Here is a 24,888-nt window from a genome sequence, read left to right as displayed (position 1 = left end):
ATCCTCCATCTATTTCAAACCGCCGTAACGCCTTGTTCTGCGCTGATATTCGGCTACTGCTTCAAGCAAATGCTTTTTGCCAAATTCGGGCCAGTATATATCCGTAAACCATAATTCACTATATGCAAGCTGCCAGAGCATAAAGTTGCTTAATCTCAACTCTCCACTCGTCCGAATCAGCAGATCCGGATCGGGCATGTCAGCCGTAAGCATATGTCTATCAATGAGTTCAGGTGTTATGTCCTCTGCCGATAGTTCCCCCGATTTCACCTGCAGAGCGATCTGTTTAACACAGTCCGTCATTTCACGACGACTTCCATAGTTCATTGCAAAGTTCAAAACGAGACCTGTATTATGTTCCGTAAGACGAATGGCTTCCCGCAAGGCATTAATGGTATGAGAAGGTAAATGTTCTTCTTGACCCATCATGCGAATGCGCACATTTTTTTCTATAAGTTCATCCAGCTCTATGGCTAGAAATTCTTGCGGAAGTCGCATCAGAAAATCCACTTCTTCTTTTGGACGCGTCCAGTTTTCTGTCGAAAAAGCGTACATCGTCAGATATTTGATGCCCAGTTCATCCGCCGCGATGGTCGCACGTTTGACCGCCTTCATACCATTTTGGTGCCCGGCTATACGCGGGAGTCCCAAACGTTTGGCCCATCGTCCATTGCCGTCCATGATGATGGCGACGTGCTGCGGGATATTGTCCTCGGATATAGTCAGCGTTTCCTGCTTGTCAGCCCCATTCCACCACGACCGAACCCGTTTGATCATTCCTGTTCCTCCAAAATCCCTGAAGTTTCTTTATCTGAAGCTTGGAAAAAGAGACAAAACCCCACCGTATTGGAGGGGCTGCGCTTGTCTTACACTTCCATGATTTCTTTTTCTTTGGCAGCGAGTACCTTATCGACTTCAGCAATAAACTTGTCGGTCGATTTTTGGATATCGTCCTGATGTCTCCGGGATTCATCCTCGGAAATATCTGACTTCTCCATTTTCTTGATGTCATCATTCGCGTCACGGCGAATGTTACGAATCGCTACTTTACCTTCTTCACCGAACTTCTTCGTCAACTTAACAAGTTCCGCTCTACGTTCTTCCGTCAATGCCGGAATAGACAAACGGATCATGCTACCATCATTGGCTGGAGTAAGACCCAGATCCGATTTCATGATGGCACGCTCGATGTCACCCATGGAGGATTTGTCCCAAGGCTGAATCATCAGTGTACGGGAATCCGGAGTACTGATATTAGCGAGTTGATTCAATGGCGTCATTGCTCCATAATACTCTACCTGAATTCGGTCCAGAAGAGCTGGAGTTGCGCGGCCTGCACGCAAAGTAGCCAAGTCACGACGCAATGCTTGAATTGCTTTTTCCATACGCTCTTCGGCATGTTGTTTAACCGCTTGTGGCATTAATCTACACTCCCTTTAACGATTGTTCCGATACGCTCGCCCAGAACAACACGTTTGATGTTACCTTGTTCCGTAATGGCAAATACGATCAACGGGATGTTGTTGTCCTTACAAAGCGAGGATGCCGTCGAATCCATTACACCAAGGTCTTTGTTAAGAATATCCATGTAAGTCAACTGATCAAATTTCACAGCTGTACTGTCCTTAAACGGATCTGCTGAGTATACACCATCAACTTTATTTTTGGCCATCAAGATAACTTCTGCTTCAATCTCCGCTGCGCGCAGTGCTGCTGTTGTATCCGTGGAAAAGAACGGGTTACCTGTACCTGCTGCAAAAATAACGACCCGGCCTTTCTCCAGATGGCGAATAGCTCTACGACGAATATAAGGCTCTGCAATCTGTTGCATTGCAATAGATGTCTGTACACGCGTAGGCACTTCAATCTGTTCCAAAGCATCTTGCAGTGCCAGCGAGTTCATTACTGTCGCCAGCATACCCATATAATCGGCAGTTGCACGATCGATGCCATTTTCGCTACCGGCAATTCCACGCCAGATGTTTCCGCCGCCACATACAATAGCAACCTGTACACCAAGTGCAACAACCTCTTTTACCTGTTGGGCAATCGACGAGATCGTATCTGCATCAATACCGTAGCCGTTTTGACCGGAAAGAGACTCTCCGCTGACCTTTAAGACAACACGTTTAAATACTGGCTGTTCCAATTATTCACCCTCCACTTTGAATCGAACACGCTTGGTGTCCAACCAACAAAACTTCTCGCGCATGGCCTCCTGCTTAAAAAGAAAGGAACACAGTTGTGTTCCGCTCTTTTAGGAAAAACGTTTAACCGGTAAGGCACTGTTTTCCTGAGATATAAGGGAGTTTACGCTTCGAAGTTTCATCATTCTTATATCTTCGAAAATCAATTCTGCTCGCCGGTTTATAGAAACCGTCTTATTTGTTTACTTGGGACATTACTTCTTCTACGAAGTTGTCTACTTTTTTCTCAAGACCTTCACCCAGTTCGTAACGAACGAAACGACGGATAGAGATATTTTCACCAATTTGGCTGATTTTTTCGTTCAGCAATTGAGAGATCGTTTTGTCTGGATCTTTAACGAAAGTTTGTTCCATCAGGCAGTACTCTTCGTAGTATTTACCGATACGGCCTTCAACCATTTTTTCAATGATTTTCTCTGGTTTGCCTTCGTTAAGAGCTTGAGCTTTCAGGATTTCTTTTTCTTTTTCCAGCTCATCTGCAGGAACTTCTTCGCGTGTAACGAATTTAGGATTAGCTGCAGCGATTTGCATAGCTACATCTTTAACAAAATCCTTAAATTGATCCGTTTTACCAACGAAGTCTGTTTCACAGTTAACTTCAACCAAGACACCAATACGTCCACCAGCGTGGATGTAAGATTCTACAACGCCTTCAGTTGCTGCACGGCCTGCTTTGCTTGCTGCTGCAGAAAGACCTTTCTCACGCAACAATTCAGCTGCTTTTGTTACATCACCGTTTGCTTCTTCCAGTGCTTTCTTACAATCGAGCATACCAGCGCCCGTTCTTTCGCGAAGTTCTTTTACTGCACTCGCATTAACTGCCATTATAAATTCCCTCCAAAATTAAGTATTGTACGTACACTCTAAAAAAAGGGCAGTGAGAGGTTATCCACCTGCCAACCACCCTTTTCATTTAGTTTATAACATATGTTCGAATCTATTAAGCGGAAGTTTCTTCGCCTTGGTTAGCTTCGATTACAGCGTCAGCCATTTTACCTGTCAGCAATTTAACAGCGCGGATCGCGTCGTCATTACCTGGGATAACATAATCGATCTCGTCCGGATCGCAGTTAGTATCAACGATACCAACAATTGGGATACCCAATTTGCGAGCTTCCGCAACAGCGATACGCTCTTTGCGTGGATCGATGATGAACAGGGCGCTTGGCAGGCCTTTCATATTTTTAATACCGCCCAAGAATTTCTCCAGACGATCTTTTTCTTTGCGAAGCAAGATAACTTCTTTTTTAGGCAATACAGCGAATGTACCGTCTTCTTCCCAAGCTTCCAACTGTTTCAAACGATCAATACGTTTTTGAATAGTTTGGAAGTTAGTCAGGGTACCGCCGAGCCAGCGTTGGTTAATATAGAATTGACCAGCACGTTCAGCTTCTTCTTTAACGGAATCTTGAGCTTGTTTCTTAGTACCCACGAAAAGAATTTTACCATTCTCTCCTGCGATTCCTTTAACGAAGTTGTAAGCCTCTTCGACTTTTTTCACCGTCTTTTGCAAGTCGATGATATAAATTCCGTTTCTTTCAGTGAAGATATAACGATCCATTTTTGGGTTCCAACGACGAGTTTGGTGACCGAAGTGTACCCCAGCTTCGAGAAGCTGCTTCATGGAGATTACTGCCATCTTCACACACCTCCTAATATGGTTTTTATTGTGTCCTCCGCCGGCATCATTTTTCGCCAAGACTCTCCATAAGGAAAGCACCCTCAACAAAATTAGCACATGCGTGTGTTTTAACACCGTTATCTAATATAGCATAACTAACTGTCCGATGCAACAGTCTTTAAAGCTAAAATCTACTTTTCGTTTTTTCCTAGTATCGAATCAATTTAAACCTGATATGTAACTCAACGCTAATTATTATCAAGCTTTGAAAATGCACCGTTTAATACGCAAAAACCGTCCTGTCCGAGCATGCTCAGTTTGACGGTTCTTTCGTAATTTTTGCGATAATGGATTTGAAACTTTCGCCTTTTTCAAGCGCATAGGTACCCACTTGGATTTTGGTATTGATTCGCTCAGCCTTGCCAGCCTTTATGAATGCTTGAGCATCATCTACGATTCCCGCGGTTTTTAGGTTTGCTGCAACGATCGCCAGACTATTGCCTGAACGTACTTTAAATGATACTGTTGCGCCTTTCGGATTGCTCGGCGTTACAGGTTCTGTTGTCTTCGGTTCAGTTATCTCTTTCTGCCCTTCACCTTCACTTGCAGCAGGCTCTTGTGGCTTCTCAGGCTCTGCAGGTGTTTCCGTAGAGGTTACTGCCTCAGGTGGTGTTGCTGTTTCCCCTTGCAACTCACTGCTTTCCTGCTTTTTCTTCTCTACCCACTCAGCTTCTGTGTACAATTCCTCTTCAGAACCGATCAACTTCATATCCAGGCTTTTTGCGACTGTTTCCAGCTGTTCTTTCGTCATATTGGCGGTCTGCTCAGGGTCAAGATTACTATCAGATAATGCATTTTGTCCTACTGTGGCCAGTTGAAGCAAAACTGCACCAATAATCATACCGCTCCCCAGACCAATCCATAAGGATCGCTTGTCCATGACTTAGCTTTCCTCCCGTTCTGCCAGTTGCAGTATTAACTGTACTTCACCACGCTGAATGCCTGTCTGCTTGGATATGGCATCCATCGACTTACCCTCAGCATGTAGATTAAAGAGTTCTGCATATCGATCTTTAATCGACTCACGCCCAGGCAAAGATTCGACTTCACTGGTCTGTAGGTCTGCTTCTAACGCCTGCTGGGCTGCCTCTGCTTGTACACTTTTCACGAGCGCTTGTGCTTGCAAACCTTCGGAAGATTGTACGGATACATTACCGGAATGTGGAACAGTTGCGACAGGTTCATTCTTTTTGCTCTGTTCCAGCTGATCCAACCGCTGCTGTAATTCCTGAAGTTGCAATTGCATACGTTGATCGGCTGCTGTCGCTTCTCCCTTCATTTCAGCCACACGTTGAATAAGAGCATCATTATCGTTTTCGATCTCGGTCATGTAGTGTTCAAGCGTAGATTCCATTTCCTGCACCAGTTGATGCCCAGGCTCTTGCGCCTTGTTTTTCCGAGGCATAATATAAGCGTAGGCGATGGCGCAGGCCCCTAATATGACAATAATGATCCATGGTGACAAATTGGGTTCTCTCCTTCTGATTCAACCATCGGTGCGCAAGTCTGCATGTCCATAACAACCATTTATTATAAAGACAGATCTATGTGTTTTCCCTTATACGGATGCTCTGCAGGTTTGACATGTTCTTGACCCTGAGCAGTCTCCTGTCCATCGGAACCACTCTGCTGATCCCCATCATGGTTATGACCATCACGCACCGAAGTCTGTGAAGTTTCGTCCATTGCTTCACTTCGTTGCCTTGCTTCATTTGCTTCTTTCGACGTTTGCTCTGCCAAAAGATTCTGATCCGTAATCGGTCGCTGCTGGGCTTCACTTTGATAACGTCCCGCTTCACTTGTTCGTGGTACCGCAATCTGCAACTCCACTGCTTTGAAACTCATACGCTCACCTCACGGTTTCGAATGGATTTCTTCCTGTGCCTGAATGCTGTACTTAAACGTATGGAACCATCGTAATATCACCATCGTGATAATAAAATGAAATTCGACTCACTGGATCTTTAATAAATTTCGTGTATCTGCCGATAACTATTTTAGAGCCTCCATAAATCATCTTCAGAATATCAACACGAGCCTTACTTGTATCTTCAAGTGCCTTTTCAATTTCAAAGATACGCATTTTCGTTTCTTCACTTATGCGAAGAGCAGATTTCTGCGTAGCATTCAGCTTGATTCGCATCGACATCTTATCTGGAGTTAGTTGTCCAGCGGCAGCTAATTGATCCAGCAATGTCAAAGCTTTCTTCGTTTTATCCAAGGAATTCATCTGCTCTCTGACTTCCTTGCGCAAATCATTGAGTTCGTTACGCAGCTTTGGTAGCACACCAACCTCAATGGAAGTGACCGTGGACATGCTGTTGCCCACAACACGCGCTGAGACGTTCTGACCAGCCTGGATCGAGCCACCAACGATAAGACCCTTGGTGCCCGCACAGATGACACCATGGCCTGCACGAATATTGGAATGCATAATACTTTGGGAAACCAGAACATCTTCACCGGCATCCACGTTGCCTTCTTGAATGAAAGTACATTTAACATTATGGCCTGCTTGTACCAGTCCTTTGTTATAACCAATAATACCACCGGTAATTTCGATTGAGCCGCCTGCTTCCAGTTCAGCTCCTTCGACACCTCCGACGACACGAATGTCACCTGCTGCTTTTACTTTAAACCCGGTAAGTACATTGCCTCGTATGACAACTGTGCCTACAAAGTCGATATTACCGTTATTGTAGTCAACGTCACCATTGACTTCATAGACCGGAAAAACATTCAGTTTGTGACCGTCCGTTTTGGTAACCAGCCCATCCAGTGCAGCATACATCGCAGAACCATCCGGGTTAATCACAACGTTTTTCCCAACTTTAAACCGAGCTTCTTTTCCCGGACGATAAGGAATTTCCTCACCCGTTACTGCCCTGCCTGGTATGCCATCGCTAGGAGCGATCCGCTCTGCAATGATCTGACCACTACGGACATTGTTTAACCGGGTCACTTCTTTGTAATCGACAGTTCCATCTTCCGATTCCAGTGGTCGTCGTTCATTCGTATCGTCCATTCCAACCAGAACCTTGATGAAGCCATCTGTTCCTTGAATGGGAGCGACACCTTCTGCAATCTTGTATTTATCTTTCAAATAGGTTTCAGGGTTGTTCACAAAAAGTAATAGTGCCTCTCGCGATACACCTTGTTTGATGCCCTTGTTTGCCACAAATTGTTCAAGTTCATCGATCGTGCAGGCAAAGCCTTCTTCCTCTTTGGAAAATTCAAGGTAGGCTGTGCATTTGTCGTCCGATAAAACAACGTTTAAACATTGTTCCAAAGCAGTCCGCTGTGTCACCGCAATTCTTCCCCCTTTTAGACTTTCCACTCCCCAAACTCCAATGATATTACTTCTCTCTATTAATCTTTACGCATCAACAAATCTTTCTGTTTGTCCAACGTGCCGCGTAATCGTAATATTGCCTTGGAATGTAACTGGGATATACGAGACGGAGAAAGAGACATAACCTCAGCAATTTCACTAAGAGAAAGATCTTCGTAATACAATAGTGAAACAACCGTTCTCTCTTTTACCGTCAACTTGTCAAGCCCTTGCACCAAAGCTTCCTTCAAATAAAACTCATTCACTTTATAATCCGGATTTTTGGCTTTCTCATCCACCATCAAAGACAGACGAGTCTCAGACTCTTCCTCACGAATTGGGTCCTCCAGCGAGCAAAGTGACATGACTGCCACTTCCTGAAGCATATGTTGAAAATCTTTAGTGGATACGTCCAAGTACTCGCTCATTTCCTCATCACTAACAGACCTGAGATAACTTTGTTCCAGCTGTTGGTAGGCGTCTTCGATTCGCTTGGCCTTCTCCCGCACAGAACGCGGAACCCAATCACCTTGACGCAGACCGTCAAGAATGGCTCCGCGGACCCTCCATGATGCATAAGTTTCAAATTGCAGACCACGTTCATAGTCGAACTTCTCCAATGCATCAATTAAACCCATAACGCCATTGCTTTCCAAGTCATCCTTGGGAACATTTTTGGGCAAACCCACAGCCAGTCGACCGGATACATAATTTACAATATGAAGATACTTTTCAATCAAAGTTTTCTTGGCTTCAAGATCTCCATGTTCTTTCCACTTTTCCCACAGATCAGAATGGTTCAAATGTGAAGCTTTACGCTCGTTCAATTGCTTTCACCCTCCTTATTTGTCTGTCAGGTGACGAACGGCCTGCGCCAATTCCTCCGGATCCTTGGTCCGGACAAGTTTAGGCGGATCCAAAGGGGCGAATCCCGTTGGAGCTTTCGTCTCAGATGGCGGAAGATCGTCCCCAGATGAAGCGTTCTGTCCACTCTTGAGCAAATCATTCAGCTCTTGTCCATCGTCTTCGATTTTAATGTCCACCTGTGAACCTCTTTGATCTTGAGCATTTGGTGAATCATAACCATACCCATTTCCCTCGATCTGAGGGTTCAGCAGCAATCCCAATCCCCAGCGTAAACCATATGCAAGGACAAACCAGGCTACGAATCCGATCAATCCGCGAATTAAACTGGTCATCAGCACATTGCTGCTGTATGCTACAAAAAAAGTAAGAATAAACCCAACGATGCCTGCTCCAAGATTAATGCGGTAGTTTCCTATCATAGTCTTATAGTTCCTTTACACCCATTTGTACACTTCGAATAGTCAAAAGTCCAGTTTCACAATCCATCTCAATCGTTCGTCCATAATTCCCACCCGTATCTTCTGCTAGAAGAGGGATGTTGAGTTTTTGAAGCCACTCTCGACAAGAATCTGCATTCCTTGGTCCAATGCGCATTGTATCTCCAGCGCCAGCAAAGGCAAACATCTGAGAGCCTCCGGCCATTTTAGACACAATACGTGAGTGAGAAGCGCCTAGTTTTATCATCTTTTCCAAAAGCTCAGGCAACGCCGTATCCGCATATTTCGCAGTGTTCAGTTTCCCTTCACGGGCGATCTCTGAAGTAGGAAGCATGACATGCGCCATTCCAGCCAGCTTCAAATGTGGGTCATACATTGTTAATCCCACACACGAACCCAAGCCAGTCGTACGGATCACACCAGGAAGATGAGCGATGTTTAAATCCGCCATACCGACTTTAACGACGCTTTTGTCCTCAATCATGGCTCAGTGGCACCCCTAGCGATTCAAATATCTTTGCAAAGGATGGTGGATCCGGAATGAGGAAAAACTGACCCTCCACTTGATCTTCACCTTCAAAGAAAGATGTGTCAATCAACAATGCAGCGTCACCCATCTCGCCAAATTGCAGCAAACCATAACTTAGAATGGCACCTGCCATGTCGATGGAAAGTCCTGGAACAGTTGGATACATAGACAACTTTGTGAAATCTGCCAAAGAAGAGAGATAGGATCCGGCCAAAATATTTCCAATTTCGGAAAGCGCTGATTGTTCCATATCTGTAAAAGCGAGCCCTTCTTTCAGATCAAACCCTGCAAGTCTATTCAACAACATTTTAGCAGCCTCTGGTGTCATCATAAAGAAAAGATTTCCCGGTGCTTCGCCTTCTACACGAAGAAACACGGTAACCACGATGCGTTCATCTCCGCCCACTTTTTCGGCAACTTCTTCAAAAGGGAGCATTTGTACTGTAGGTACACCCATGTCAATCGGTCTGTTGAGGAGTTGAGACAACGCCGTTGCGGCGTTGCCTGCTCCAATGTTACCGACCTCTTTGAGCACATCCATCTGGAATACCTCAAATCGGTTGAACATCTCCACGGTACTAGCCCTCAACACTTTCCAGCTGTACAATCTCGCTTTTATTTAATACTTCATTTAGGTTGAGCATAATCAACAAGCGTGAATCCTCCAATTTAGCAACACCTCGCAGGTATCTCGCTTTGACGCCGCCAACCACTTCTGGCGGGCTATCGATCGCACTGCTCTTGATATCAATAACATCATTGGCAGAATCTACGATAAAGCCTACTTGCATGTCGTCTACACCTACGATAACAATACGAGTCTGATCCGTGTATTCCGTTTCCGGAAGAGAGAAACGACCGCGTAGATCAATGACCGGAATTACAACACCGCGTAGATTAATAACTCCTTTTACAAAGGAAAGTGTCTTGGGAACACGGGTAATTGGCATCATGCGCTCAATCGTCTGAACCTTATCTACCTCAATACCATACTCTTCGGAACCCAATTTAAAGACGATGACTTTCAACTCTTCTTCCATGTAAAAAACCTCCCTATTAAATGTAAGACTTAGATCTATGCTTATTTAATAAATGCATTAGGATCAAGAATCAGGGCTACTTGTCCATCTCCGAGAATGGTTGCTCCAGAGATTCCTTCAATAGCAGGAAGATAGGTTCCCATTGATTTGAGAACAATCTCACTTTGTCCAATAAATTCTTCAACAGCTACAGCTGCAAGACGGTCGCCTTTGCGAATCACGACAATTTCTGTTTCCTGCTCATCAGCGTCATTGAAATCCGGTACGGAGAAAACTTCGCTCAAAGACAAGTACGGAATCAGTGACTCACGGAACGTGATCATTTTATTGCCGTGAATATTACGAACTTGCTCACGTTGTACAATGGCCGTCTCTACAATGGAGGACAACGGAACAGCGTATTTCTCTGAACCAAGTCGTACAAGCATTGCAGCAATAATGGATAGAGTCAACGGAAGCTGAACAGAGAAGTTCGTGCCTTTGCCTGGAGTTGAATGAATCGTTACATTACCGCCAAGCGAAGTAATCTTCGATTTTACTACATCCAAGCCAACGCCCCGGCCAGAGATATCCGAGATAATATCAGCAGTACTAAAACCAGGTGCGAACAACAGTTGGTTCACTTCATCGTCACTCATCTTGGCACCTTGTTCTTCGGTTACAACACCACGTTTGATCGCGGTTTTCAAAAGCTTGTCGCGATAGATACCTTTACCATCATCTTCAATCTCGATAAATACGTGATTTCCACTGTGGAAGGCACGCAGGTTTACTGTACCCATCTCTGGTTTACCTGCAGCTACACGCTCTGCAATGGATTCCACACCATGGTCAACCGCGTTACGCAGTAAATGCACAAGCGGATCACCAATCTCATCAATTACCGTACGATCCAGTTCCGTTTCAGCACCTGTAATCACCAGATCGATTTTTTTATCAAGTGTCTTAGCCAGATCACGGATCATGCGCGGGAATCGATTAAATACGGTATCTACCGGAACCATCCGCAGTTTCAGTACAATATTTTGCAAATCTGTGCTAACTCGACTTAAATGAGCTACTGTATCGGATAAATCATTGTTGCCTGTTTCACTGGCCAGTTGCTCCAGACGTGAACGGTCAATCAACAATTCACTGAACAGGTTCATCAATACGTCGAGACGTTCAATATCCACACGAATGGTACGTGAAGGTGCAGCAGCTTGCTTCGGTGCAGCTGTTTTAGCTGTTGCCGTTGTGGCTTCTTCTTTGGGTACAGAATTCTTATCCGGCGAAGCAACCTCAGCTACAGCTGTTGGAGCGGGTGGCGCTTCAACTGTAGCTGCTATCTGATTGGCCATCTGCTGAAGAGTCTCCTGATCCAGTTGAATGAGCTTCGCACTTTCAATTTCAGAGATACTCATGATGCCTTCTTCCAGTTCATGCGCCTCTTTAGTTGTTATGTAATACAACGAGAAACTGCGCTCAAACTTCTCCTGCTCAATATCCTGAACGGATGGGTAAGCCTTAACCACTTCACCTGAACGTTCCAGCATATCAAAGACCATATAAGCCCGTACACCTTTTAACTGGCTATGCTCGCTAACAAGCACATCCACGTAGAACACACGATGACCTTCGGCGATCGACTGATCCAGCACTGAATATTGGAATTCATCCAGCTCAACAGCCGAAGAGATTGAAGCGTTAGCCGGCTTGTTTGTTTCTGCAGCAGGTCCATTTCCGTTTGTCATTTCACCATTTTCAATGGCCTGAAGTGAAGCTACGATTGACGACACATCTGCTTTACCTTGTCCACCTTCGGTAATATCCTGAACCATGGTTTCCAAAGCGTCCAGACTCTTGAACATGGTATCAAAAATGTAATCCTGCATTTTCAACTTCTCATTACGAACCAGATCCAACACATTTTCCATTTTATGTGTCAGTGATGCCAAATCTTCAAAGCCCATAGTTGCTGCCATACCCTTCAAGGTATGAGCAGAGCGGAATATAACCTGAACTATGCCCAGGTCTTCCGGATTGCCTTCAAGTTGAAGCATGTTTTCGTTAAGCGATTGCAGATGATCATTAGACTCATCAATAAACATGGATAAATATTGGTTCATGTCCATTGTGAGGCACCTCCTCCGTGAGTTACACTCCGTTATTTCACTGCTTGAACAAGTTTAGAAGCAATCTCCTGCAATGGCAGAAGATGACGAACGCATTGCAGCTCTACAGCAGAACGCGGCATACCATATACAACACATGTTTCTTCATTCTCGGCAAAGGTTGATGTAACTCCAGCTTCGTATAATCTCTTCATCATACGTGCTCCATCACTTCCCATTCCCGTTAGCAAAACAAGATGCCTTTGTAAAGATGTAAACGGCAGAAGTGACTCAAACATCGTATCCACTGAAGGTCTATGTCCATTCACTGGTTGATCTTCAGTCAGCTTCACGATAAACTTCCCGTCTGCTGTTTTGTTAACTTTCACATGGAATCCGCCGGGTGCTATATAGGCGGTTCCTTTTTTCAGAACCATGCCCTCTTCAGCTTCAACCACATGCAGTGGACTGAATGTATTCAATCGTTGAGCCAGAGAACGTGTGAAATTGGGCGGCATATGCTGCACAATAATGACTGGTGCAGGCAAATCAGCAGGCAACTGCTCAAGCAATGTCTTGAGAGCCCTCGGTCCACCCGTAGAACAACCTATTGCCACAAGTTTGTTGAATGGTCCTTCCAGCCCCCCTCCACCTTTGGGGACAGGATTGGGCTTGATTACATCCTTGGCTTTTGCAGAGGCAGAGGTTGCCGCTATTTGATCAGCTGCCACTCTAGCTGCATTAGGTAGTCGAACTTCCTTTGGAGTCTGTACTGGATTAGCTGACCTCACTGCTTTTTCTGCCTTCGTCCCCAAATTGCGCTCAGCTTTTGGCAATGGCTCCGGTTTGTTCTCTACGCGACCTGGTTTTGAAGGTGACACTGGTTCAATTGGTTTCTTTGATTTGGCCTGAAAGGCTTCAGTCCGCTCTCGAAGAGAGCGTTGACTCGTTTGGACAGGTTCGATCGTTTTTTTCACAGGCTCCGCTGGATCCCTGACCGGCATTTCTTTCTGCACTGGCTGAGTTGGGGGAGCAACTGCTCCTCGCAACATGTCTCTATTTTTCATGGATAACTCACGATCAGCTTTTCTTTTGATCTCATTCATCGCAGCACGCATGCGCTCAACCAAGGCTTTACCTACTTGAGCAATATCCTGGTCATGTGAAATAGATGGTTTGCGAATAAAGTCAAATGCCCCGGCTTCAAGCGCCATAATGGTTTCTTTCATGCCTTGTTCATTGATACCAGAGAGCATAATCACAGGAACGAAGGATTCCTTCATAATTGATTTTAATGCATCCAACCCATTCATTTCGGGCATCTCAACGTCCATTGTAATAATATCGGGTTTCAATTCTAGTGATTTTTGAATCGCTTCTCTACCGTTTGATGCCGTTGCCGTAACCTTGAATTCCGGATCCGCTTGGATCAAATCCGTAACAATCTTACGCATAAAAGCGGAATCATCGACAACCAATACTTGATACACCGCCATGTTGTGTCACCCCTGTTTCCTTTATTCAGAAATCATGTTGTCCGTTTAAGCCACTTATTCATAAATCCCCTGATTCCTGTCAAGGTTCCGGATCCCGGAGTTGCAGGTACAGCCAGATAACGAAGAGCAAGTTTCTCTATATCTTTGGAGGCTTTGGCATTCGGATAAGCCAGACTATAGGGCATTTGCCTTTTAACCGCCTTGACTACCTGGGCGTCTTCTGAAATATACCCAAGCAGCGGAATATCCGTCTGCAAAAACCGCCTCGCCACTCCAGCTATTTTTTCTGCCACCCGTTCCGCTTCTCGTTCGTCTTCCACCCGGTTAACGATCATCCGAAAGGGCGTAGCATTTTCCTGGCCGTGCATAACTTTGACTAAAGCATAAGCATCGGTTATTGAAGTCGGTTCAGGTGTAGTTATAATCAGGCATTCATCAGCAGCACCGATGAACTTCATATTCTCTCTGGAGAGTCCTGCCCCAGTGTCAAAGATGACATAATCCATTTCCTGGGCAATATCCTCGACTTGACTGGCGAAAAACTCCAGATCACGATCTGACAATGAGAACAACTCTTTCATGCCCGATCCTCCAGCAATGTAAGGCAAGCCACTGGCACCCAGTTGTATGATTTCCCTTATGGATTTTTGTCGGTACAACAGGTGGTAAAGATTATAGGAAGAAGACGTACCCATAAGAACATCAATATTAGCCATTCCAATATCGGCATCAAATACAAGTACCTTTTGCCCCAAAGCCTGCAATGCCAAGGCAAAGTTCAGTGTGAAATTGGATTTACCAACACCTCCCTTACCACTGGCCACAGTAATGATTTTTGAGGATCGAATATCTCGCTCAATGCCTTCCAATTCCAATGGCGCAGAGACCATACTTCGAAGTGCAGCTGCCTGATCCTTCATTGTGACCATTCTCCCAGCAACTGTTTAGACAACGAATCTGCATCTGGTTTCAACAAATCGTCCGGAACATTTTGTCCATTTGCCACATATGCGAGCTTGAGTGGAAAACGGTGTAACAAGTTAAATAGCGGACCGCAGCTCCCAGTCTCATCCATTTTGGTGAAAATCACCTTATCCAGACCATATTTACTGAAATGTTCCGTGATCTGAACCATATCAGCACTTTTGGAGGTCATGCTCATGACCAGAAAGGTTTCGCTATTCTCTACAGGAGCAAGCAAACTTTGCAGTTCCGAAACAAGTAATTCATTTCTATAGTTTCTACCCGCTGTATCCATAAAGATCAAATCACAATTCTCTAATCGAGAAATGGCACGTTGTGTATCACCGGGCGATTGCACCACCTCAAGCGGAACATTCAGTATAGATGCATACGTTCTAAGCTGTTCTACTGCCGAAATCCGATACGTATCTGATGTAATGAATCCAACTTTACGCTGTTTTTTGAACATTTGTTCAGCGGCTAATTTCGCAATTGTCGTCGTTTTCCCTACACCGGTTGGTCCAGCTACATAGACGATTCGCGTGGTAGGAAGAATGCCTTCTTCAATACGTTGCTCCAAAAAGTGCATGACCTCAAGCTTCACCACTTGTTCTACATCCTGTTCTTTCAATCCATCCTCAGACCATTTTGCTTGAATTGAATCAAACCAGGATTCCCATACTTCAGGCCAGACATCTTGTTCTGTCAAACGTTCTCGGATCGTATGCAGTTCCTCTGGCACAGGGTCCGCAGAAGTACCTTGCTTTGAAAGCCTAGTCACCATTTGTTTAAGATCCTGCAATTCAGTCATCAACTTATCCTGCTGCAGGTCTGAACCTGTTGGCTTTGGACCAGTTGTTGAACCCGAAAAATCCGCCCCTTGCGGTCGCGGTTTATGATCCGTGCTCGAAGAACCTGAGCCGCTGTCTATGTCTGAACCGATATTACGCGATTCAAACACAGACGGGGCAGCAGCAGATTGGTCCTGTACACTTTGATCAGCTGTATTCGTTGTAGCCGACTCATCAGAAGCCGCAACAAACGAACGAGCTGCTTGCCGATAAGCCTCAGGTACAAATGCACGAGGTACAGGTGTGAATTGATTTTGTACTGGCTTTGTTGTTTGCTTGTTTTCTTCCTTATCCACTGCAGCTACAACTTCAATCCTTTTTTTACGAAACATTCCCAGCACACCGCCCACCTTAATCTCTTTGGTGGACAGAATAACGGCATCACTTCCCAGGTCTTTGCGAATTTGAAGCATAGCTTCGGGCATGGTCTCAACAACGTATTGTTTTACTCTCATAAGTTCACCACCCCGATACTTTGAATTTCAACATTCGGCTCCAACTCGCTGTAGGAAAGCACAGGAATGTCCTGCATAGTACGTTCAATAACCTGACGCAGATACATCCGAATGGTTGGAGAAGTTAATACAACAGGTTGTTGACCTGATTGAATCAATCGGTTCACTTGTTCACTCAGCTTCTGATATACACTTTGTGTAGATACAGGGTCTAGCGCAAGATAACTGCCTTGATCCGATTGTTGCACACTTTCAGCAATTTTCTTCTCAAGACCAGGTCCAACCGTGATCACTCGAAGTGTCTCACCTTTCTGTGAGAACTGCTGAGTAATCTGACGTGAGAGGGATTGTCTGACGTATTCAGTCAGCACATCAGGATCCTTCGTATACGTACCATAATCAGCCAGTGTCTCGAAGATGGTAACCATATCCCGAATAGATATTTTCTCACGCAATAACTTAGCAAGCACTTTCTGTACATCACCAATGGAAAGTAGAGAAGGGATCAGTTCATCCACAAGGGCAGAATAGTTCTCTCTGAGATTATCCACAAGTGCTTTTGTCTCTTGTCTTCCAAGTAACTCATGCGCATGTTTCTTAATCAGTTCCGTCAGATGTGTAGCCACAACGGAAGGCGGATCAACGACCGTATATCCTGCAAGTTCGGCTCTGTCTTTGGTTACTTCATCAATCCATAGTGCCGGAAGTCCAAAAGCAGGTTCTGTCGTTTCAATACCTGTCACAGACTCCTCATCATAGCCAGGACTCATGGCAAGGTAATGATTCAACAACAGTTCTCCGCCACCTACCACATTACCCTTGATTTTGATAACATACTCATTAGGTCTGAGCTGGATATTATCTCGAATCCGTATGACCGGAACGACCAACCCCAGTTCAAGAGCACACTGCCTCCGAATCATAATGATCCGATCCAATAAGTCCCCACCCTGCTGATTATCAGCAAGCGGTATTAAACCATAACCAAATTCAAACTCAATAGGGTCCACCTGAAGCAGGTTAATTACACTTTCAGGACTTCTAACCTCTTCAATCTGCTGTTCTTCTTCCAACTGTTCTTCCGCTACTTGTTTCAAATTCAGATTATTCTGCATACGCCACGCGGCATATGCCAACACACCTGCCAACGGAAGTGTAGTAATAACATGAATTGGTGTGAAGAAACCGAGCATGGCAATAACGAAAGCTACGATATAAATAAGTATTGGATATGTAAACAGTTGCCCCGTAATATCATCTGCCAGGTTTCCTTCTGAAGACGCTCTGGTGACGATAAGTCCTGCTGCTGTGGAAATAAGCAAAGCAGGGATTTGGCTTACCAGTCCATCTCCGATAGTCAATACAGAGTACGTTGACATTGCATCTGCAAAAGCCATCCCATGCACAGTCATACCGATTATAAATCCACCAATGAGATTGATCAGGAGGATGATAATACTTGCAATTGCGTCACCTTTTACGAATTTACTTGCTCCATCCATCGCTCCATAAAAATCGGCTTCACGTTCAATTTTGGAACGACGCTCACGAGCTTGTTGCTCGTTGATTAGACCCGCATTCAGATCCGCATCGATACTCATTTGTTTACCAGGCATCGCATCGAGAGTGAATCGGGCAGCAACTTCAGCTACACGCTCAGACCCCTTTGTAATGACGATAAACTGAACAACAACGAGGATCAAAAACACGATAAATCCAATCGCAATTTGCCCTCCAGCAATCCAGCTACCAAAGGTAGCAACTACGGCTCCGGCATCCCCATCACCAAGGATTAGCTTGGTTGTCGAAATGTTCAGTGCCAGTCGGAATAGTGTAGTGATCAACAACAAAGCTGGAAAAATAGAAAACTGCAACGCTTCTTTGCTGTTCATTGCAACAAGGAGTATCATCAGTGCAATTGAAATATTGACGACCAGCAACAAGTCCAACAGCCAGGTTGGGATCGGAAGAATCATCATCAACACAATGCCAATGATACCCGCAAGGACAGCTATATCTTTAATCTTCAATGAATGTACGGCCTCCGATCCCCTTTTATTTCTTTCTGCCCTTTAGTTTATATACATAAGCCAGCACTTCAGCTACCGCTTGAAACAAATCGGCCGGTATAGCGTCACCAATCTCGGCTCTCTGGAACAATGCCCGTGCCAGCGGCTTGTTTTCCATCGTAATAACACCGTTTTCTTTGGCAATTTCCTTAATACGCAAGGCGACATAATCCTGACCTTTGGCAATAATTTGTGGTGCCTCCATCTCGGAACCTTCATACTTTAACGCAACCGCAAAGTGAGTTGGGTTCGTGATGATTACATCCGCATTCGGCACTTCCTGCATCATACGCTGCATAGCCATACGACGCTGGCGTTCCCGGATTTTACCTTTGATCAGCGGATCACCTTCCATTTTTTTGTACTCGTCTTTGATGTCTTGCTTGGACATACGAATCTTCTTCTCATGGTCATACTTCTGATACATGTAATCAAATATCGCAAGTATCATTAATGCCACTGCAATCTTGATACCAAGACTTAAAGTGATCGACGCAGCGAAATGTAAAATAGCATCCAATGAAAAATGAGAAAGTGAAGCAATATCTGACTGATAGCCCTTAATTGCACTGTAAACGAGATAACCGATAATCGACATTTTCAAAATGGATTTAGCAAATTCCACTAATGAGCGAAGAGAGAATATATTTTTGAAACCTTTAATCGGGTCCAGTTTCTCAAGTTTTGGCTTCAAACCTTCCCCTACAAGAAGAAAACCAACTTGCATGTAGTTAACGATCAAAGCAACCAGTAACGCACCCAGCAAAACGGGAGCGATCAATAACAAAACTTCAATGCCATAGCGCATCATAAGCGCCATCACATTCTCTCCGGTGATTTCCATACTCAATCGATTGATGAAGATATCTGTAAACAGACGAACTATACGTTCTTTATAGAAATTGCTGAATACCATCATGATCAAAAACGCGATTAGGAGAATGGATGCGCCAGATAATTCAGCGCTTTTGACAACCTGTCCTTTTTTTCGTGTATCCTGTCTCTTTTTCGGGGTAGCTTTCTCTGTCTTCTCCCCTGAAAACAACTGGAGGTCGAGTTGAAGTTTCATCCGTGTCTTTTCCTCCGTTTCACTCAGCCGGGCCTTTGTCCAATGGTTCCAAGCAATTTTTCCATCGATCTGAATATCGCTTCGAACAATTGACTAAATACAAAGGAGAAACTGGGAACCAGCAAAAGCAAAATAGCAAGACCTACAAGTAGCTTAAGCGGCATTCCGACTGCGAAGACATTAAATTGAGGAGCAGTTTTGGCCAAAAAACCCAATCCAACATCCGTCAAAAACAACGCAACTACAATCGGAGCCGACATCTGAAAGGCCAGCATAAATGATTGGCCTAATGTCCGGACCAAAAATTCAGCAATACTTCCGTCAGCCAACCGCAGGAAAAATATATTCGATAACGGAACCCACCGGTAACTGTAGACTATCGCATCCAGTAAATAATGGTGACCATTCATCGTTAGAAACAGAAGCATAGCAAATGCATATTTCAAGTTACCCGTAAGTGGTGCTGAAGCGCCTGTCATCGGATCAAATACATTAGCCATCCCAAAACCGATTTGTAGATCGATAAAGGTCCCCGCAGTCTGAACAGCTGTCATCAACAGATAAGCCACAAAACCTAAAAGCAAGCCAATTAGAATCTCTCTGATGATCAATAAGACATAACTCAGGTCTGTGGGTACGGTCTGGTCTATTCCGTAAATCAGATAGACAGATAATGTGACAAATGCAGAGATACCAATTTTAACTGAAGCCGGCACATTTCGAGCCGAAAAAACTGGCGCAGTTACAAAAAATGATGTGATTCGACAAAACATAAGCAGAGCGACAGGGAAACTTTGCAACAATGTCTCCATCTGCTAAAGCCTACCCTATGTATCTGTATAGATTATCGAGGATGTTAAACGTAAAATCGACCAAAATATTTAAGATCCAAGGTCCAAACAAAAGTACTGCCAGAAGTACGGCAACAATCTTGGGTACAAAAGCTAATGTTTGTTCCTGAATTTGAGTTGTCGCTTGAAAAATACTGATTGCAAGTCCTACAACCAGAGCTAGTATAAGCATGGGTGCGCTGGCCAGCAATGACGTGTATACCGCTTTCCCGGCCAGACCGATAATAAATTCCGAAGTCATGACCGTCCTCCTTTAACTTTCCGGATCAAGTGTTAAAACTCAGCAACAGTGACTTGACTACCAGGTACCACCCGTCCACAAGGACAAAGAGCAGTATTTTGAAAGGTAATGAGATCATGACCGGCGGAAGCATCATCATCCCCATTGCCATGAGTGTACTCGCGACAACAATGTCTATAACCAGAAACGGAATAAAAATCATAAACCCCATCTGGAATGCTGTCTTTAACTCACTGATTACATATGCCGGCACCATAACAGTAATTGGGATATCCTGGTAGGTCTTTGGTTGTTCAGTCTGATTGTACTTCATAAACAGTAACAGATCTTTTTCTCTGGTGTGACTAAACATAAATTTCTTTATGGGATCCGCTGCTTTTTCAAGTGCCTCGGTTTGCGTAAGCTCTCCCTGGAGATAGGGCTGAAGCGCTACCTGATTTATGGAAGACAACGTCGGCGACATAATGAAAAGTGTCAGAAATAGCGCCAATCCGACCAGCACCTGATTGGGTGGCATTTGTTGTGTACCCAAAGATGTACGTATAAAACCGAGCACAATCACAATCCGAGTAAAACTGGTCATCAGTACAAGCATTGCTGGAGCAATACTAAGCACCGTAATTAACAGAATGATGGACAGTGAACTCGTGCTTGGTGTCCCTCCATCACCGTTTCCAATCTGAATATCAATATTCGGAATGGGTTCGGCAAAGGCAACCGTTACAGATGCCAGACTGATAAGTCCTAATAAACAACACGCTAACCAAATCTTTTTCTTCATGAATCCCTCGACCGATCTGTAGTATTGTCTTTATCCAGGAGCTTTTCCATCTTCTCTTTACGGTTAGGCATCTGCCGAAGTTTGGATTCAAACATTTCGTGAAAAGAAGTTGTGTCCTCTAGTTCCATTTCCCGCGGCGGTTCTTCTCTACGGAAACGTTTTGTGAGCTTGGCAATGAGAGGTGAGAGATTTCCTTGTTGTGCAGCAGCATCTCGTTCGAAGGAATCAATGATTCTTTGGGCCTCTTCCAGATCCGAAACCTTGTCTATCAACTGGATGTCTTCACCTACACCAAGCAGATATACACATCCACCAATCTCCATAATTTGCAACGACTTGTTTTGCCCCAGTCCAACCCCGCCCAGGGTACGAATTGTGCCGTGCCGGAACATTTGCTGATTCCGTTTGTTTAAAAAACGAATCAGATAAACAATAAGGGCCAGGATGACGGCCAGGACAACAATCACCCACACAAGCTGTAAATAATAATTACTTCCCACGCCAGCTCCTCCTGGAATATCACCCTGAGCCATCATCATGTCTCTTAAACGCCCAGTGTCTTGCTGATCGCTTCGATAACCCGGTCAGATTGGAACGGTTTAACGATAAAGTCTTTAGCACCTGCTTGAATAGCGTCGATTACCATCGCTTGTTGACCCATCGCAGAGCACATAATCACTTTTGCGTTAGCATCAATCTTCTTGATTTCTTTCAAAGCTGCAATGCCGTCCATCTCAGGCATCGTGATATCCATTGTGATCAGATCCGGACGAAGCTCTTTAAATTTCTCAATTGCTTGTGAGCCATCCTGTGCCTCACCAACAACCTCATATCCATTTTTGGACAAAATGTCCCGGATCATCATTCTCATAAATGCAGCGTCGTCTACGACTAAAATTCGGTTTGCCATCTTGATTCAAGTCCTCCCTAAATTGTGCTTATTGTAATTTCTGAATTCGGTCCCATTGGCTAACGATATCTATAACACGAACACCAAAGTTTTCGTCAATAACGACAACTTCTCCCTTAGCGATCAGTTTGTTATTCACCAAAATATCGACAGGTTCCCCGGCTAACTTATCCAGTTCGACAATCGAACCCTGTGACAGTTCCAAAATATCTTTAATTTGCTTCTGGGTCCTTCCTAATTCTACGGTGACTTTAAGGGGAATGTCCATCAATAAATTCAAATTGTTTTCGTCTACCTGACCATACGACCCATTTTGCAAATTGGCGAATTGAACTGGTTGTACGTTAACATTCCTATTTGGCATTCCACCGTAATGTTGAGGTGCACCATAAGGTTGCTGCGGTGGCATGCCATACGGCTGCTGTGGCGGCATTCCTTGAGGCATACCCATCGGGGCCTGTCCATATCCGTTATAGTCCTGAGCAGGCTGTTGTGGAGCCTGTTGGTGCTGAACGGGCGGCTGCTCCGCAACCGGTGGTGGCGTTGCTGGTACAGCTGCTGGCGCAGGTTCAGGTGTTGATGCCACCGGTGCGCTGGCAGTTGACTCCTGAGCGCCTCCAATTAGCATATCTACCATGTTTTTGGCAAAATGAACTGGAAGCAACTGCATCAGATTGGAGTCGATCAGATCCCCGATTAACAAACGAAATGAAACTTGAATGAGGGTCTCATCTGCTGGAAGATTACTTACACCCTCTCCACTCTCCAGATTGAGAATATCGATTCCCGGAGGGGAAATATTCACAAAACGATTAAAAATCGTGGACATTGAGGTTGCAGAGGAACCCATCATCTGGTTCATCGCTTCCTGTACCGCACTAATATGGATTTCATTCAGTTCTTCATCGACCGGATTTCCTTCGCCACCCAGCATCAAATCAGCGATGACTTGAGCATCTCTCTTCTTGATAACAAGTGAGTTAATGCCTTCGAATCCATCCACGTAATTTACATGAACGGCAACATGTGGCTTAGGAAAAGCTTCTTCAAACTGCGTTCGACTAATGATAGAAACTTTAGGTGTTGTAATATCTACTTTGAGGCCTAATAGCGTGGATAAGGCTGTTGCCGCGCTACCAAATGTAATGTTACCAATCTCCCCCAAGGCATCCTGCTCCAGCTCGGTCAAAAAATCATCAACCGTCTTTTCAGCGGGTTCCGAGCTGTTTATCGATTCCGATTGCCTGAGCAAAGCATCGATTTCTTCTTGGGATAAATAATCCTTACTCGTCAAATTCTTCAACTCCTTCGGTGACAATCTCGTCTATTTGCACAGCCACACGGTCCTTGATTGTTCCCGGACTGCCCATGTATTTCAGTTTGTCACCCACTTTAATGGAAAGTCCCTCATCAACTGGTTTGTTCAACGTAATGACATCACCAACGGATAGACCCAGAAATTCTGCAATTGAAATTCTGGATTCTCCCAATTCCGCAACGATGGGTAACTTGGCTTTGTTCACGCGCTCTCTTAGAGCATCATACTCCTCTGGAGCTCTCGTTTTCTTCTCCGAAACAAACCACTGATGAGTTGACAACCGTGACATAATAGGTTCAAGAACGACATGCGGTATGCATAGATTGATCATGCCTGTCGTGTCACCAATTTTGGTACTGAGCGAGATCAGAGCAATGGTCTCATTGGGAGATACAATCTGCATAAATTGCGGATTGGTCTCGAGCGCTTCCATCCTCGGGGTAATATCCAACACGGTCTTCCATGCTTCTTGCAAACTTTCAAATGCACGGCTGAATATTCGTTCCATGATGGTCGTTTCAATCTCCGTCATCGATGCAATCTTTGTTGGAGCACTCCCGGTTCCACCAAGAAGGCGATCCAGCATCGCATATCCCACGTTTGGATGGACTTCCATCACCATTCGTCCCTGTAGTGGCTCCGCTTCAAAAATGTTCAATATCGTCATCTTAGGAATAGAACGGATAAACTCATCATAAGGCAACTGTTCGACCTGAACGACATTGATTTGAACGAACGTCCGCAGTTGGGCTGAAAAATAAGTGGTGAGAAAGCGTGCAAAGTTTTCGTGAATACGAGTCAAGCTTCTGATATGGTCTTTGGAAAAACGCACTGCCCGCTTAAAATCGTACGATCTAATTTTCTTCTGAGTTTCTTCCTTCTTCAATTCTTCTGCGTCCATTTCACCAGAAGAAAGGGCTGCTAATAGGGCGTCAATCTCATTTTGTGATAATACATCCACCATGTTCTCACCCCCTTACAGGTCTACAGCATGTTCTGTTCATTTACATCGTTGCTATCACAATGGATGAAAAGCTCGTACTACTTAGATTACCTTCTGGTAAAGCTTCATTAATAAGACCGGTCAATTTCTCGTTAAATAATATTCGGCCCTTCGCTGTAGCCAGTTCCTCAGACTTCGTATCTGCAAGTGTCTGAATGATGATTGGTTTCACCACAATTTCTTTGATTTTCTCAAAATCTTCTTTTGCAGTTTTGTCAGTCAACTTGAATGAGAAGCTGACGATTACAACATGATCCGTATCAGCCAAATTGGTTTTAATTTCTCCAAGTTCAGAGGAAACCTCTACAATCTCATCCGCAGTCATCTTCTTGGCTTCTGAAGCTGCCGCCGTATGTGTGTCGTCCTTATTCCCGTTCTGTCCTTGCATAAATACAAACACAACCACCACAATGAGTGTTATCGCCAGCAACATTGTTGCAAGCCAGGGCATCATTTTTTTCATCAGGATTCCTCCGTTTGCTGCACTTTAATAGTGGCTGCCTGAACCCCGATTTCACGGTTGTAATCTTTAATCTTGGAAATAACGTCTGCGGCTTTTTCAAGCACAATCAGTCTCTTTCCAGTTACCAGAGTAATATACGTATCCGGCGTCTCTTCCACAATTTCAACCATCAGCGCATTTAACCACATGGGAGAACCATTTAACCGCGTAACCGAAATCATGCTAAGCCCCCT

General features: G+C 44.6%; 29 protein-coding genes. All 29 read right to left on the bottom strand.

Annotated elements, in window-relative coordinates:
* Positions 1-9: 9 nt before the first annotated feature.
* Positions 10-777, bottom strand: a complete 768-nt coding sequence (locus J2X75_RS03820; protein WP_105410033.1) for an undecaprenyl pyrophosphate synthase — start codon at positions 775-777, stop codon at positions 10-12.
* 89 nt (positions 778-866) lie between these two features.
* On the bottom strand, positions 867-1,421 hold the full coding sequence (gene frr / locus J2X75_RS03815) for a ribosome recycling factor (protein WP_017689152.1): 555 nt from the start codon (positions 1,419-1,421) through the stop codon (positions 867-869).
* Positions 1,421-2,149, bottom strand: a complete 729-nt coding sequence (gene pyrH, locus J2X75_RS03810; RefSeq protein ID WP_017689153.1) for a UMP kinase — start codon at positions 2,147-2,149, stop codon at positions 1,421-1,423. Before pyrH ends, frr begins: the two co-directional genes overlap by 1 nt.
* A gap of 232 nt (positions 2,150-2,381) precedes the next feature.
* Positions 2,382-3,032, bottom strand: a complete 651-nt coding sequence (gene tsf / locus J2X75_RS03805; protein WP_124114084.1) for a translation elongation factor Ts — start codon at positions 3,030-3,032, stop codon at positions 2,382-2,384.
* A gap of 115 nt (positions 3,033-3,147) precedes the next feature.
* Entirely contained in the window at positions 3,148-3,846 is a 699-nt protein-coding gene (gene rpsB / locus J2X75_RS03800; RefSeq protein ID WP_017689155.1) for a 30S ribosomal protein S2, read from the bottom strand.
* Positions 3,847-4,141: 295 nt separating this feature from the next.
* Positions 4,142-4,768 carry a hypothetical protein gene (locus J2X75_RS03795; protein ID WP_310334390.1) on the bottom strand — a complete coding sequence of 209 codons (627 nt, stop codon included), beginning with the start codon at positions 4,766-4,768 and terminating at the stop codon, positions 4,142-4,144.
* Positions 4,769-4,771: 3 nt separating this feature from the next.
* A complete protein-coding gene (locus J2X75_RS03790) occupies positions 4,772-5,353 on the bottom strand; it encodes a hypothetical protein (RefSeq protein ID WP_310334389.1) in 582 nt (193 codons plus the stop codon).
* A 65-nt stretch (positions 5,354-5,418) separates the two neighbouring features.
* Positions 5,419-5,733, bottom strand: a complete 315-nt coding sequence (locus J2X75_RS03785) for a hypothetical protein (RefSeq protein ID WP_310334386.1) — start codon at positions 5,731-5,733, stop codon at positions 5,419-5,421.
* 52 nt (positions 5,734-5,785) lie between these two features.
* On the bottom strand, positions 5,786-7,195 hold the full coding sequence (locus J2X75_RS03780) for a flagellar assembly protein A (protein WP_310334384.1): 1,410 nt from the start codon (positions 7,193-7,195) through the stop codon (positions 5,786-5,788).
* 62 nt (positions 7,196-7,257) lie between these two features.
* Positions 7,258-8,046, bottom strand: a complete 789-nt coding sequence (locus J2X75_RS03775) for a FliA/WhiG family RNA polymerase sigma factor (protein WP_017689160.1) — start codon at positions 8,044-8,046, stop codon at positions 7,258-7,260.
* 15 nt (positions 8,047-8,061) lie between these two features.
* On the bottom strand, positions 8,062-8,505 hold the full coding sequence (locus tag J2X75_RS03770; protein ID WP_076208888.1) for a hypothetical protein: 444 nt from the start codon (positions 8,503-8,505) through the stop codon (positions 8,062-8,064).
* Between the two features lie 4 nt (positions 8,506-8,509).
* A complete protein-coding gene (locus J2X75_RS03765; RefSeq protein WP_017689162.1) occupies positions 8,510-9,007 on the bottom strand; it encodes a chemotaxis protein CheD in 498 nt (165 codons plus the stop codon).
* Positions 9,000-9,620 carry a chemotaxis protein CheC gene (locus tag J2X75_RS03760; RefSeq protein ID WP_310336636.1) on the bottom strand — a complete coding sequence of 207 codons (621 nt, stop codon included), beginning with the start codon at positions 9,618-9,620 and terminating at the stop codon, positions 9,000-9,002. Before J2X75_RS03760 ends, J2X75_RS03765 begins: the two co-directional genes overlap by 8 nt.
* A gap of 10 nt (positions 9,621-9,630) precedes the next feature.
* Positions 9,631-10,092, bottom strand: a complete 462-nt coding sequence (locus J2X75_RS03755) for a chemotaxis protein CheW (RefSeq protein WP_036609340.1) — start codon at positions 10,090-10,092, stop codon at positions 9,631-9,633.
* 41 nt (positions 10,093-10,133) lie between these two features.
* Positions 10,134-12,206 carry a chemotaxis protein CheA gene (locus J2X75_RS03750; RefSeq protein ID WP_310334380.1) on the bottom strand — a complete coding sequence of 691 codons (2,073 nt, stop codon included), beginning with the start codon at positions 12,204-12,206 and terminating at the stop codon, positions 10,134-10,136.
* A gap of 32 nt (positions 12,207-12,238) precedes the next feature.
* Entirely contained in the window at positions 12,239-13,681 is a 1,443-nt protein-coding gene (cheB, locus tag J2X75_RS03745) for a chemotaxis-specific protein-glutamate methyltransferase CheB (RefSeq protein WP_310334378.1), read from the bottom strand.
* Positions 13,682-13,713: 32 nt separating this feature from the next.
* A complete protein-coding gene (locus tag J2X75_RS03740) occupies positions 13,714-14,601 on the bottom strand; it encodes a MinD/ParA family protein (protein WP_017689167.1) in 888 nt (295 codons plus the stop codon).
* The gene (flhF, locus tag J2X75_RS03735) at positions 14,598-15,950 is read right to left on the bottom strand and encodes a flagellar biosynthesis GTPase FlhF (protein ID WP_310334375.1); all 1,353 of its coding nucleotides are present in this window, start codon (positions 15,948-15,950) and stop codon (positions 14,598-14,600) included. Before flhF ends, J2X75_RS03740 begins: the two co-directional genes overlap by 4 nt.
* Positions 15,947-17,980, bottom strand: a complete 2,034-nt coding sequence (flhA, locus tag J2X75_RS03730) for a flagellar biosynthesis protein FlhA (protein ID WP_017689169.1) — start codon at positions 17,978-17,980, stop codon at positions 15,947-15,949. Before flhA ends, flhF begins: the two co-directional genes overlap by 4 nt.
* A gap of 25 nt (positions 17,981-18,005) precedes the next feature.
* Positions 18,006-19,088 carry a flagellar biosynthesis protein FlhB gene (gene flhB / locus J2X75_RS03725; protein WP_310334374.1) on the bottom strand — a complete coding sequence of 361 codons (1,083 nt, stop codon included), beginning with the start codon at positions 19,086-19,088 and terminating at the stop codon, positions 18,006-18,008.
* Between the two features lie 23 nt (positions 19,089-19,111).
* Positions 19,112-19,900, bottom strand: a complete 789-nt coding sequence (fliR, locus tag J2X75_RS03720) for a flagellar biosynthetic protein FliR (protein WP_310334371.1) — start codon at positions 19,898-19,900, stop codon at positions 19,112-19,114.
* A 10-nt stretch (positions 19,901-19,910) separates the two neighbouring features.
* Positions 19,911-20,180, bottom strand: coding sequence for a flagellar biosynthesis protein FliQ (gene fliQ / locus J2X75_RS03715; RefSeq protein ID WP_047842485.1), 270 nt, complete (start codon positions 20,178-20,180; stop codon positions 19,911-19,913).
* A gap of 25 nt (positions 20,181-20,205) precedes the next feature.
* Positions 20,206-20,961 carry a flagellar type III secretion system pore protein FliP gene (gene fliP, locus J2X75_RS03710; RefSeq protein WP_017689173.1) on the bottom strand — a complete coding sequence of 252 codons (756 nt, stop codon included), beginning with the start codon at positions 20,959-20,961 and terminating at the stop codon, positions 20,206-20,208.
* Positions 20,958-21,494: a flagellar biosynthetic protein FliO gene (locus tag J2X75_RS03705; protein ID WP_091017292.1), complete on the bottom strand. Its 537-nt coding sequence runs from the start codon at positions 21,492-21,494 to the stop codon at positions 20,958-20,960. The genes fliP and J2X75_RS03705 overlap by 4 nt, the downstream gene beginning before the upstream one ends.
* Positions 21,495-21,505: 11 nt before the next feature.
* The gene (locus J2X75_RS03700) at positions 21,506-21,871 is read right to left on the bottom strand and encodes a response regulator (RefSeq protein WP_017689175.1); all 366 of its coding nucleotides are present in this window, start codon (positions 21,869-21,871) and stop codon (positions 21,506-21,508) included.
* A gap of 28 nt (positions 21,872-21,899) precedes the next feature.
* Positions 21,900-23,165 (bottom strand): flagellar motor switch phosphatase FliY, encoded by a 1,266-nt coding sequence (gene fliY / locus J2X75_RS03695; protein ID WP_310334368.1) that lies wholly within the window; start codon positions 23,163-23,165, stop codon positions 21,900-21,902.
* On the bottom strand, positions 23,155-24,153 hold the full coding sequence (gene fliM, locus J2X75_RS03690) for a flagellar motor switch protein FliM (protein ID WP_124114075.1): 999 nt from the start codon (positions 24,151-24,153) through the stop codon (positions 23,155-23,157). Before fliM ends, fliY begins: the two co-directional genes overlap by 11 nt.
* 40 nt (positions 24,154-24,193) lie before the next feature.
* Complete coding sequence (locus tag J2X75_RS03685) at positions 24,194-24,655, bottom strand: flagellar basal body-associated FliL family protein (protein ID WP_310334365.1); 462 nt, start codon at positions 24,653-24,655, stop codon at positions 24,194-24,196.
* Positions 24,655-24,876, bottom strand: a complete 222-nt coding sequence (locus J2X75_RS03680) for a flagellar FlbD family protein (RefSeq protein ID WP_017689179.1) — start codon at positions 24,874-24,876, stop codon at positions 24,655-24,657. Before J2X75_RS03680 ends, J2X75_RS03685 begins: the two co-directional genes overlap by 1 nt.
* Positions 24,877-24,888 lie beyond the last annotated feature (12 nt).

The organism is Paenibacillus sp. 2003 (genome assembly GCF_031455635.1).
GTDB classification, from domain to species: Bacteria; Bacillota; Bacilli; order Paenibacillales; family Paenibacillaceae; genus Paenibacillus; species Paenibacillus amylolyticus_B.
This window is presented reverse-complemented; position numbering and strand designations above follow the sequence as displayed.